Source organism: Rothia dentocariosa ATCC 17931, from assembly GCF_000164695.2.
In the GTDB taxonomy this organism is placed as follows: domain Bacteria; phylum Actinomycetota; class Actinomycetes; order Actinomycetales; family Micrococcaceae; genus Rothia; species Rothia dentocariosa.
In genome coordinates this window covers 1,760,417-1,772,760 of record NC_014643.1, presented here as the reverse complement: position 1 = coordinate 1,772,760, position 12,344 = coordinate 1,760,417, and the positions used below count along the sequence as shown (strand labels likewise).

The following is a 12,344-nucleotide window of genomic DNA, read 5'->3' as shown; positions in this document are numbered from 1 at the left end:
TTATATGCACGCTCAAAAGCTATGTCTATGTGCTTTGAGGCAGGACGTTACTCAGAAACTACACTTAAGGTTTCTACTCGGTATTGCGCCAGAGCTTCACGCCCGCCCAAACCTTTGAGCTCCAAGAGAGTGCCAATTCCTGCTACTTTCAGCTCCGCACGTTCAATAAGCTTCGCGGCAGCCACCAGCGTGCCACCGGTTGCCAAGATATCGTCGAGTAGAAGCACGCGGGTTCCCGGTGCGAAATCATGACAGTGAATCTCGATAGCTGCAGTACCATACTCAAGCTCATATTCTTCGCGGTATGTTTCACGGGGCAGCTTACCGGCCTTACGTACCGTCATAATGCCTTTGCCGGAGGCATAAGCAAGCGCTGAAGCCATAAGAAAACCACGGGCTTCTACACCAGCGACAACGTCATAAGTACCTTCAAAAAGCCGTGCTATCCCGTCAATAGATGCTTTAAAAACCTCAGCGTTTGCAAAGAGAGTGGTGACGTCGTAGAACAGGATTCCCTGATGTGGGTAATCCTGAATGGTTGCGCATGCCGCCGGAATAAGCTCTTGCATGGATGCGAGCGCAGAAACGTTCATTACTCTCTCTTTCGGAGGTCAGCGGGTTTTGGGATCAGTCGATGTATGTTCGCCGCAGAATTAATGCGGCACGGTGGCTTTGACAGCCTCAAGAATTCTACCTTTTTTCGATAAACATGGCACGTAGTTCATGTTTAAGGATTTTTCCAGTGGGCCCCAACGGCATGGAATCTACAATTCGATAATGGCGCGGATACTTATAAGCAGCGAGTTTCTCACGCGCGAGAGTATCTAATTCTTGAATCAGCGATTCATCATCCTTGTGCCCGCGAGAGACGACAACAGCTGTAATCTCCTCGCCAACAAGCGCATCATCAAGACCAATAACGGCAACGGCTCGAACCTGCGGATGCGCTTGAAGAACATCCTCTATTTCACGAGGATAAACGGAATACCCATTACGCAGCACCATGTCTTTAATGCGGTCCACAATATAAATATTGCCGTTGTTATCCAGACGAGCTATATCTCCGGTGGCAAACCATGTACCGTCGAAAACCTCGTCCGTAGCCTGAGGGTTATTCCAGTATCCCGCCATGATATTTTCGCCCGAAACCCAAAGCTGCCCATGAGTTCCTGCAGGTAAAGATCGACCTTCATCGTCACGTATCTGCACCTGCACTCCCGGAAGCACACGTCCGACGGAGCCAGTTACGTGCCCAAACTGGGCCTGATTAAAACTGACAACTGGTGAGGTTTCGCTCAGCCCATACCCTTCATATATAGGACAGGAAATTAACGCATCAAATGCACTGTGCGCAGATGCGGGCAGGGGCGAGCCTCCAGAAATACCATATCGGATGCGTCCTTTCAGCTGGCGAGCGTTAGACGGGTTTTCTTCGAGTGCGGCTATAAGCGCAGCATACATACTGGGTACTGCTGCAAGAACCGTCACATCAGCTTGGTCGATGAGTTTGATTGCCTTTTCGGGAGTGAACCTTGGCAAAAGAGCGATGGTTGAGCCAGCAGCGCATGCCGCGTTGAGGGTGACTGTTTGCCCAAATGCATGAAAAAGAGGTAAGCCACCAAAAATAATATCTTCAGCGGTAAATCCGAACACTTGAGCACAGCTTTGGGCATTACTCAGAATATTAGCGTGCGTTAGGGTCGCACCCTTGGGCTTTCCTGTGGTTCCCGAGGTATAGAGAATAAGCGCCGGGTCCGCCGGGCTTACGGGGCATAATTTGAGTTCTGGTTCAGACGGATGGTCTGTTCCAAAGGGAGCTAATGAAGATTGAGGGTCTGCACTCGTGCCGCCTAATATCTCAAGATGCACGGTTCCGTCACACACGAGGGGCACTTGGTGTGCTTCCGCTGCTAGGCGGGTTCCTTCCCAGGCAAAGAGCACGGTAGCGCCGCTATCCTGCAGATGATGTTCAAGCTCGGCACCACTCAGCAGAGGGTTTAACGGAACACAGAGAGCACCGCTTGCCAGAATGCCATAGTATAGAGCGGGCATCAGGGGAACATTAGGCAAAGAGAGCGCTACTCGATCGCCTTCCTTCACACCACATTTTCGCAGATGTGTCTGTACCCGAGCCGCCGCCTGCCCCAGTTTTCGATATGTCACCGTAGCGATATTCGAGGAGGCTGAAAATACTAGCGCTGGAGTGTTCTCGTGTATGCGGCTTGCGAGCAGACGTGCAATATTGTGCGATGTTGCCGGTTCAGGGGCGGAGGCATTCTCAACAGTAACGGGCATCGTTTCTTTATTCCTGTTGTATGTTCTTGCGTAGCATGAAAAAGCTCTAACTCGGGGTAGTGCTAACAGCACAATATGGCGTTTGTTTAGCCTTCTCCATTCTAAACCCGTCAATCTCAGGCAGAGTTTACAGCATACCTATAAACCGAGCTTTTTACCTGTCACATTTATTCAACAAATTTGTATTCTGATGAATTCATAATAGTATTTACGAATAAATCAAAATAAACGATAATCTCTCATGCAGGAAGCCTCCATGACCGATAACTTTTCAACATCATCTCAGGTCTCCCCCGAGCTAAAAGACCAAGAGCTCGAATTCCTCAATTCGATCTTCGACCTTGCCCGCAATAATAAGCCTATTGCGCTCCAGTCGCTCCTCGATCAAGGCATACCGGTAAATCTCACAAACTCCCACGGAGACACCCTCCTCATCCTTGCCGCTTACCATGAGCATGAAGAAATCGTGCGCGTTCTTCTCAAAGCGGGCGCAGACCCAGATCGTCTCAATGACCGTGGGCAAACGGCGTTAGTCTGCGCGGTATTCCGCGATAACCTCACTATCTCTCAGTTGCTTCTTGATGCTGGCGCCAATGCGTCTTTAGGTACACAAACCCCTGCGGATGTTGCCCGGTTCTTCGACCTACCACGTATGCAAGAACTTCTTGCTACGGCAGCATCAACCGCTGAATAGCACAGAGGCAGTGGGAACAAACCATCACGTCTCAATTTTGCGCCCACCGCCTCGTGCAAACCATAGCTTTACACGGCATTCAACGTATCTGAATATTCAATAAAGTCTTTTATTAGTTTGTAGACCATGCCAAGAAACTAGCTGCAAGTTCCTGTCCACCAGCAGGATCGCGGGATATTACCATTACGGTATCGTCTCCAGCTATTGTGCCAAGAATTGCCTCTAAGCCGCTCTGATCGATAGAGGACGCTAGGAATTGCGCGGCACCGGGTGGGGTACGCAAAACCGCAATATTGCCCGAGCCTTCCGCCGTGATAAGCAGCTCTTTAAAGAGCGAAATCATGCGTGCATCGGGAGCTGCCCCTCCCCCACGACGCGCAGGATAGTTTGGAACAGCATATATGAGACCAGCACCCTCATCAAGAATACGTTCAGCACCAATTTCTACAAGATCACGTGAGAGCGTAGCCTGAGTAACTTTCATACCGTCATCGGTAAGATATTGCGCCAGCTCAGCCTGAGAACGTACACGGCGGGTCTGCAACAATTCCACGATACGTGCCTGACGCGCGATTTTTGTCGAGGGGAAAGGCATTTTGTCTTCTACTTCCTTCGGTTCCAACCACAGGTTGAGTCTAGTCACGGACCCCACGAGGTACCGCACCGCTCTCAATACTCAAAGATAATACATATACACATAATTATGCGACCTAAATATCGATTATGCGCAACTTTATTTGAAAACTTTTACGTTCCTAGCATACTTTGTGGACTTTATATCCTCTATTCCCGCATACAAAAGCGGAACCTGACCTCGCATATTCTACAAAGTCAGGTTCCGCCTACTACTGTGCTACTTTTGCCGCGACTCTACATCGTCCTGTGAAGATTCTTCCTCAACGATGTAGCCCTCATCGTCCTCTTCATAGTCGTCAGATTCCTCGAATCCGTCGACATCTACATAATCAACACGAGAGCGGCGATTAGACCATATGCCAAAGGCGCATCCACCGATCAACACAACAAGAGCTAGCGCAAAACTACCCCAGCCAACAAGGTACTGCTGACCTACGCTGCCCTGCTCAATCGCTTTAACGCTTCCTTTTTCACCGGTACGAACAACCTCAATCTGGTGGTCAGAGGTCTCTGCGACTAAAGCACTTACCTCACGGGGGAAATCCTGCGCATAGTTTCCAGTCTGCGTACCACGGAAATCGATATTTTCACCCGCATGGACCTCATAGGTGTCCTTCAGGTTCGAGCGATATTTCATGCCGTCGATGCGGTTATCCTTCGGCAGATTACCCTTATATTGCGCTACATTCGAGTCTGTTTCTAAATCGGGGGTCAAATCAACGTAACTGCCTTCAATAACCCAGCTTTTGCCCTCGTATTCCGCGTCCTGATTCGCGGAGAAAAGCGCACGAACACCCACAACGCACAGAACGATTGCAACCACGATAGCCAGAAGTACGCTAAATACCGATACCCAGTTGATGTGGGGTCGTTCTTCGTAGTATTCATCGTCGGCATCGCTCATGCCGAAAAAATCATCCCTGGATTCTTCAGTACCCTCGTAATCGACGTCTTCGTATTCGTCATCACGCTGTGTCATGCGCTCTCCTTATCGTGTTTCCTGTACTAGGGTACCGGTGCCTTAGCCTTACGGAAAGTTAAGACGTGATAGAACCTTCACAGAGTGACGATTTTCTAACGCTCACCTACAACTTGGCAAGTACATGACTCGTATGAACACATAGCTAACGCCCCTTCTGATCCATGTAACGGGCGAAGGGGCGCTAGAGTGATGAACTATGCCATAGTGCGTCTACACACGCGCCACAGCCCCAAAGCGTTCCGCAGCAACAGCAACCGCTGCCTCACGCGAAGCGCTTGCTTCTTCAGCAGTGAGCGTGCGATCAGGTGCGCGGAAGCGCATAGCAAACGCCAATGATTTTTTACCGCTCTCGACACCCTGACCACGATAATCATCGAAGACTCGCAAATCTTCGAGCAATTCCCCAGCGCCATCACGAAGAGCCTGAGCTACCTCAGAAGCAGGAATATCCTCATCGACCACAAGAGCAACATCCTGAGTAGCTGCCGGATAACCGTAAATAGGCGATGCCTGAGGCACACCCGAGCGGGAAGCAAACAGTTCAGTAAAGTTCACCTCAAAAGCACAGGTACGTTCAGGGAGATTCTCGGTCTGCAGGAGCTTCGGATGCAGCTCGCCAGCATAACCAATAGTTTGTCCGTCCTGTGTGCGGAGCTGAGCGGTTCGTCCAGGATGGAATGCCTGATGGGTTCCTTGGGCAATCACAATCTCAACACCTAAAACATCCGCGATGAGGCGCGCCGCATCCAGCGCATCGCGCCAGTCATAGGCACGAGCCTGAGTGCCAGGCATTGGCTCGTGCTCAGCACCAGCAAACAGGCCACTAAAATACACAGGCTGCTCGGGGATACCCGCGTTCAAATCCGCAAGAACCTCATCACTGGGCCGTTCACCCAAAGGAGGGATACTAGCGGAGCCCTGTCGTTCACCAGGAATAAAAACGCGGCCAGCTTCAAAAATCTTCAAGTTTTTGAAACCGCGCGAGAGATTCCGCTGCAAAACCTCTGTTAAACCGGGCAGGAGCGAGCGACGCAGCCATCCCTCAGCAGAAGAAATTGGGTTCGCTAACCGTACCGAGTTCACTTTTTCGCCAGCGGTTGGCGAAGACCAAAGATTATTCGCTTCCTCCGAGACGAAGGGGTAAGCGAAAACCTCGGTCAACCCAGCTGCCGCGAGCGCATTAGCAGCTCGCCGACGGGCGGCTTGTTCTGGGGTATATCCGTGACCTGCGGGAGCGACGGGTAGAGTGTACGGAATATTCTCGTATCCATCCAAACGAGCAATTTCTTCCGCTAGATCTTCCGGAGCCAGCAAATCATTACGCCACGAAGGAGCTTTTACGGTGTATCCCGTCGCGGTCGCCTCAACCTCACATCCTATTTCTGTGAGAGTATTGACGATCTGTTCGGGTGAGTACTCCACCCCGATACGGTTCGCCACGTAATCCCGGGGAAGGTCGATGACCACCGGATCGCGAGAAATCACTACATCGGTCACCCCTGCATCCGCAACTCCTGCTGCGAGCTCGACAAGTAGCTCAACTGCACGCTGGGCAGCCGCTGGCTGAAGTTTTGTATCGACCCCGCGTTCAAAGCGTTTAGATGCCTCAGAGATCAGCTTATGGCGACGGGCAGTACGCGCAATAGATACCTCATCGAAACGCGCCGCCTCGATCAGAATATTCTTCGTCTCAGCCGTAACCTCGGTAGAAGCACCGCCCATGACACCAGCAAGACCGATAACGCCGGAATCATCGGTAATCACGATGTCCTCTGGATGCAAGTCGCGTTCAACGCCGTCCAAAGTCGTCAGCTTCTCCCCTGCGACTGCTCGGCGCACAACGATTTCTCCCTGTACCTTATCGGCATCATAGAAGTGCAGCGGCTGACCAGTCTCAAGCATCACGTAATTGGAAATATCAACCGGCAGCGAGATAGAACGCACACCCGCTAAGCGCAAGCGTGAAGCCATCCACGTGGGTACTGGCGCGGTTGCATCCACACCATTAACCTGGCGCATGGTGAAGCGTATAGTTGCCGGGTTATCGTGAATTGGCGCGGAATCCTCTAGACGTACCGAGATGCCTTCAGAGTTAGCCTTGGGGGCGCGAGCGCCGTATTCCAGAACGAAGTCGTTAAAAGAAGTTCCGGTCGCATGCGCATATTCACGGGCAATACCGCGAATCGAAAACGCATATCCGCGGTCGGGAGTCACATTAACCTCTGCTGCTTCGTCATGCAGACCCAAAAGTTCCAACGCATCGGAACCAAGTTCCGGGTCAAGACCCAGCGTAGAGAGCACCAAAATACCACCGTGATCTTCACCAATCCCCAGCTCTCGGGTAGAAGCGATCATACCGGCAGACTTGTGCCCATAGGTTTTGCGGGCGGTAATGGCGAAGTTTCCGGGCAGTACGGCGCCGGGAAGAGTTACTACGACTTTGTCGCCGACCTTGAAGTTGTGGGCACCGCAGATAATACCCTGCACGCCGGATTCTTCAATGCCTTTGCCGGTGAGAGTCTGTGTTTGTCCTTCGGGAACTACGCGCACCTGGCACCAATTCACGGTCTTGCCGTTGGAGTGAGTTTCGGGCTCCAGTGAAAGCACCTGACCGACCACGATGGGACCGGAAATCTCATCGGTAGGACGATGAACATCCTCTTCCTCTAGACCTACCTTCACGAGAGTTGCAAGAACGTCCTCAGCCGAAGCATCCGCGGGAACAGGCGCAAATTCGCGCAGCCATGATAGGGGTATACGCATAGTGTCTAAATCTCCATCCCGAACTGTTCAGAGAAACGGATATCGCCCTCAATCATGTCGTGCATATCAAGGACATTATTACGGAACATGAGGGTACGCTCAATACCCATGCCGAACGCAAAACCCGAATATACATTGGGGTCAATGCCAGCGGCACGTAAAACATTGGGATGCACCATGCCGCAACCGCCCCACTCAATCCACTGGGGCCCGCCTTTCGCGTGGGGGTGCCATAGGTCGAGCTCTGCAGAAGGTTCCGTGAAGGGAAAGAAGTTCGGACGCAAACGAATCTTCGCGTCCTCACCAAACATTGCACGCGCCATATATTCGAGAGTGCCCTTCAGATCAGCCATGGTCAGTCCCTTATCGACTGCCAAGCCTTCAATCTGATGGAATACTGGAGTGTGCGTAGCATCAAGCTCATCTGTGCGATAAACCTGACCAGGGCACACAATGTACAGTGGCAGCTCACGGGTAAGCATGGAACGCATCTGTACCGGAGAGGTATGGGTGCGCAAAAGAAGATGCGTTTCTTTAGGCTCTACATAGAAAGTATCCTGCATCTCGCGTGCCGGATGATCTGGCTTAATATTCAGGGCATCGAAGTTATACCACTCGGACTCTAGTTCCGGTCCATCGGCGACTTCCCAGCCCATACCCACGAAAATATCGGTAAGTTTTTCCTGCATCAACGCAACAGGGTGACGCCCACCCAATGAATGGCGTGCTGTGGCAGCGGTGACATCTACCGCTTCTTCCGCAAGGATGCGCGCCTCGCGCTCTGCCTCAAGTTCTGCGGTACGGGCCTCAATAGCCTCGGTGAGTGCCGCACGCGCCTGTCCCAAAAGTTTACCGACCGGCCCCTTATGTTGGTTTTCAAGGTCACGCATCTGCCGGTTGGCAAGGCTTAAGCTGCCTTTATCGCCAAAGAATCCAAGACGTACTTCCTTGAGCGAGTCAAAGTCTTGCGCGTGCTCACGCAGAGCTTTCTGCGCGCGTTCACGTTCTGCCTCGAAGGCTTCTCGAACGGTTTCTAAACCGTTCTCAGGGTTCTCTTTTAAAACCTGTGCAATACGGGCAAGAATGTGCGCTGATTCGGGCGCGTTCTCATGTTCCTGCACGGAATCGGTCATAACTACTCTTCTCTGCATTTGTGCATTGTTCTCACCAGGCGGGCGCGCCGCAGGGCACGCAGACACGCGCTATCTTTCTAGTTTAGTGCAGTTGGAGTCTTCTTTCACGATAGCTTGTGTCTATAGGCCCTAGGCATGAAAAACTACAGAACATTCTCCCGATCAGAGTAGCCGAAAGCTTTCCACAAAATCTCAGCGCAACCAGCGTTAAATTTAAATAGATCCTGGCCGCATCACCTCTGTGAATGCAGCCAGGAATTATGTCGTCATTTATGTATTTAGACGAGGAGCTCTTTAACAGCGGGGTCAAAAGCGGAACGAATCCATAGGACGTTCGTGATAAACCAGCCAGCATAGATGGGAACAAGACCGTAATGCTGGGAGTTAAGAATATTGCCGATCATCGACATAATAGCGATAAAAGCGCCCAAAATCGCAAATATCAGTCCAAAAGTAAGACCGATGCGTTTACCTTTCTGAATGGTGAAATAAACCCATAGATAAACGACCGCTGCCACGGCAAGAAGCACGAGACCGCCCCAAACCCCAAATTCCGGAAGGCCTTCAAGCGGTTTGAAGTTGTTTGGCGCAAAAGCTGAGATAACACCATGAAGAAAGCACAAAAGCGCCGATACAATCATGATTTCTTGAAGACGGAAAATTTTAGGGTGTTTCGATGGTGAATTAAATAGGCTGTCGTGTGATTCGCCGCCTTCTTGGATGTAAATCGCTTGAGTATCCGACGGGGCTGAATCACGTCTAAAAGTGTTCGGATCGTACTGAGGTGCTGGAGTAGTCATCATTGTCTCCCACGATGTATATGTGATTTCTAGCTCAATAGTACCCTGAGGGCTTACGGAAACAAATTAAATTTCCACAATATGACGCATAGCGGCTGGCCAACGTCCGCTATATGAACGTAGACCAGCCGCTAAAGGTTGAATACGAAGCTTAGTTAAAAAGTTTTGATGCTATAAAATCGTTCTCGTCTTTAACTCCTGCCGGAATAGCGAAGACCGCGCTCCCGGTATGCCGCAGATACTCACTCATAGCATCCGATGCCGTCATGGTACTGAGCAAAGGAATAAAATGCGTGCGAGGGTCACAGATAAAAGCGATAAAGAAGAGACCGGCATCCAGGTGCCCCAGCCCGTCAGAACCATCCGTGTAGTTATACCCACGACGAAGCATCTGCACCCCGTTGTTTTGGTCTGGGTGCATCAGGCGCATATGCGAATCATCGGGAATAATGGGACCGTATTTGCCCTTCATATTAAAATCCGGAGCGGTAAATTCTTCACCGCCTGACAGCGGCGCGCCTGTTACTTTGGTGCGCCCCACGATTTCTTCTTGTTCCCGTAGCCGGGAGCGGTCCCATGTCTCGATAATCATGCGGATGCGGCGTGCCGCAAGGTAGGTGCCGCCGTCCATCCAATCGGGGTGCCCCTCCGAATTAGATTTTGAAGCCCAGACATGCTTTTCCAACAACTCTGGATTCTGAACCTTAATATTGTTGGTACCGTCTTTGAACCCGAAGAGGTTGCGCGGGGTATCCTGCGTACTTGACGTGGATGCGGTACGCCCAAATCCGAGCTGGCTCCACGCTACAACGGCACGACCCGCAGCAATACGCACTAGGTTTCGGATAGCGTGAAAAGCCACCTGGGGATCATCAGCACAGGCTTGAATACACAGATCGCCGCCGCTTCGTTCGGGTTCTATGACATCCCCCGCCATCTTGGGAATGTCTACCAAGGCGGGCGGAAGTTTATCTTTAAACCCGTACGTATCTTTGCCTTCTGAATCCACGAAAAACGATCGCCCCAAGCCAAAGGTGATAGTTAGATGCCCAGCAGAAAGATCCATAGCTTCGCCTGTATCTTTTGGAGGTGCTTCATAGGAGGAGTCCTCCCCCACGATTTCTCCCGCCATGAGTTTACGCGATGCTTCTGACCATTCTTTAAAAAGCTTCTTAATCTCATCCTTCGATGTGGTTTTAAGAGTGAGAGCCGCAAAATACATGCGGTCTTGGGCATCTGTCGAGATACCACTTTGATGCTCACCAAAGAAAGAATATGAGTCTTTAACAGCAGACTTACCCGAGGCCTCAGCATTTTTTTGGTCTTCTGCGGAACATCCAGCAAGAGCGCCTACAGTTGCCACAGAGGCAGCCGCTATACCTGCGCCCGTCATCAGAGTCCGTCGACTGGTACCACGAGATACGTCTGACTGGTCAGCAGTGTGGGATTGCTGAACCTGTGTCGTGGGTGTCTTTTCTTCACGCATGAGATATTCTCCCTAAATATTTTGGAGATTATGTGACAACTGTGTGTCAGTTGAATATTTGAGAACCGACCGCCCGCAAGCGTCCCTGTATCCGCGATTATCTCGCGAATGTAGAAACGCTCACGGACGGCTCAGCGTCTAGGCAACATCTCCCAACGCCATCAATCCCCTGTGTGATCAGGATCTGTACGTTGAAATGCTGATACGTTACTTAGCTGTTGCCGATGAGGTACCTGCCGCTGGCTCAGAAGCATCCTGCGAAGCTCCAGCGGACGACTCAGATGACGCAGCCGGCTTCGACGAAGAAGTATCACCGCTCTTGCCCTCAGCGGACTCACCGCCTGCCACGGTCTCAGTCATCTGCGAGACAGGCTCTGCGAGCGCAGTCACGGCATCGGAGAGCTCACGGACTTCTTCTTTGCTCAGCTCGTTATAGGGTTTGAAACCGTCGTCCTGCTTGTACTTATCCAGGATCTTCTGCACGGCGTCGAATTTCTCTTGCAGAGTCTTGGCAAGTTCAGGGTTCTTCTTCTGCAGAATCGGCAGAAGGTTTTCGTAGTCCACCTTCGCACCGTCTACGTTACCCTGGAAGTCGGAGAGGTCGGTGTGCGACCAGTTCTCTTCCTCACCCGTCAGCTTAGTGTTTACGACTTCGTCCAAGAGTTCTTTCGCGCCGTTTGAAATCTGGAAAGCATCAAGCTTAAATTCATCCGAGTGCACGTAATCGTAGAGCTCTTGAGTGTCCTTTACGAGCTTTTCACTAATCTGTTTCCGCTCTTCCGTAGTGAGCGGCTTGTATTCTTTTCCGTCGTTGGCGTCTGCCTTAGGCTGCCATAGATCCTTCTCGATCTTATGCCAGCCGGTCCACTCCTGAACATTTCCTTCTTCAAGATCGGTTTCGCGTGCATCCAGCTTCAGGTCAAGGGTTTTACCGTAGCTTTTTTCGGCAATGGGCTCGATACGCTCGTAGTGGATACGGGCTGCCGCATATTTGGCCTTAGCCTCGTCGTTCTTGCCTTCTTGGTAGAGCTTGGCGAATTCGTCGGTATCTGTCTTAAGCGCCTCTACCTGATCTTTCACATATGCAGAGTACTGAGTTACCGCGGTATCACGCATAGCCTGCTCATCAGCAGAGATAGGTTTAGCGCTCTCGTTCTTGACAACTTTAAGATCACCCTTAATGCCGTCGCCAACCATGCCAGGCTTGCAGGCCGTCTTATACGAACCTTCGGGAAGCTCAACAGTGAGATCACGAGAAAGATTGGGACCAATGTTTTCGACCTCAGAGATAATGCGCAGACCATCGGAGCCTAGGACGTAGAACTCGGTCACCTTCGAGCCTTCATTCTTTACATTGAAGGTAACCTTACCAGCTTTGACTTCAGTGGCAGAAAGCTTGCACGCGGTATCGGTTGAAGTTACCGAAATGGAACCATCGGCGGTTCCACCAGAATTACCCGAGGCGTTGTTCGCGCTATTGGGTGTACACCCGGTCAGCGCGATAGCACCGACTGACAGCAGAGCACCTGCGGAGTAAAGGGACTTTCGCATTGTG

10 protein-coding genes are annotated in these 12,344 nt (G+C 51.3%); 1 reads left to right on the top strand and 9 read right to left on the bottom strand.

The genetic code is table 11. From position 1 onward, the window contains the following. Nucleotides 1-47: 47 nt before the first annotated feature. The gene (locus HMPREF0733_RS07655) at nt 48-593 is read right to left on the bottom strand and encodes an adenine phosphoribosyltransferase (RefSeq protein ID WP_013398791.1); all 546 of its coding nucleotides are present in this window, start codon (nt 591-593) and stop codon (nt 48-50) included. Nucleotides 594-690: 97 nt separating this feature from the next. Continuing rightward, entirely contained in the window at nt 691-2,295 is a 1,605-nt protein-coding gene (locus HMPREF0733_RS07650) for an AMP-binding protein (RefSeq protein ID WP_013398790.1), read from the bottom strand. Between the two features lie 256 nt (nt 2,296-2,551). On the opposite strand from HMPREF0733_RS07650, the gene HMPREF0733_RS07645 reads away from it, so the two are divergent. After that, nucleotides 2,552-2,989: an ankyrin repeat domain-containing protein gene (locus tag HMPREF0733_RS07645; protein WP_004006300.1), complete on the top strand. Its 438-nt coding sequence runs from the start codon at nt 2,552-2,554 to the stop codon at nt 2,987-2,989. 112 nt (nt 2,990-3,101) lie between these two features. Here the strand turns inward: HMPREF0733_RS07645 and HMPREF0733_RS07640 are convergent, their stop codons facing one another. The 7 genes from HMPREF0733_RS07640 to efeO form a co-directional block, all read right to left on the bottom strand. Further along, on the bottom strand, nt 3,102-3,584 hold the full coding sequence (locus HMPREF0733_RS07640) for an arginine repressor (protein ID WP_041321724.1): 483 nt from the start codon (nt 3,582-3,584) through the stop codon (nt 3,102-3,104). Between the two features lie 258 nt (nt 3,585-3,842). Beyond that, nucleotides 3,843-4,604 (bottom strand): hypothetical protein, encoded by a 762-nt coding sequence (locus HMPREF0733_RS07635; RefSeq protein WP_013398787.1) that lies wholly within the window; start codon nt 4,602-4,604, stop codon nt 3,843-3,845. A 213-nt stretch (nt 4,605-4,817) separates the two neighbouring features. Next, complete coding sequence (gene pheT, locus HMPREF0733_RS07630; RefSeq protein WP_013398786.1) at nt 4,818-7,370, bottom strand: phenylalanine--tRNA ligase subunit beta; 2,553 nt, start codon at nt 7,368-7,370, stop codon at nt 4,818-4,820. A gap of 5 nt (nt 7,371-7,375) precedes the next feature. Beyond that, nucleotides 7,376-8,503: a phenylalanine--tRNA ligase subunit alpha gene (gene pheS / locus HMPREF0733_RS07625; protein ID WP_013398785.1), complete on the bottom strand. Its 1,128-nt coding sequence runs from the start codon at nt 8,501-8,503 to the stop codon at nt 7,376-7,378. 278 nt (nt 8,504-8,781) lie between these two features. Beyond that, the gene (locus HMPREF0733_RS07620) at nt 8,782-9,303 is read right to left on the bottom strand and encodes an ABC transporter ATPase (protein WP_239652978.1); all 522 of its coding nucleotides are present in this window, start codon (nt 9,301-9,303) and stop codon (nt 8,782-8,784) included. Nucleotides 9,304-9,454: 151 nt separating this feature from the next. Further along, nucleotides 9,455-10,789: an iron uptake transporter deferrochelatase/peroxidase subunit gene (gene efeB / locus HMPREF0733_RS07615; RefSeq protein ID WP_013398783.1), complete on the bottom strand. Its 1,335-nt coding sequence runs from the start codon at nt 10,787-10,789 to the stop codon at nt 9,455-9,457. Between the two features lie 207 nt (nt 10,790-10,996). Beyond that, entirely contained in the window at nt 10,997-12,340 is a 1,344-nt protein-coding gene (efeO, locus tag HMPREF0733_RS07610) for an iron uptake system protein EfeO (RefSeq protein WP_013398782.1), read from the bottom strand. Nucleotides 12,341-12,344: the final 4 nt, after the last annotated feature.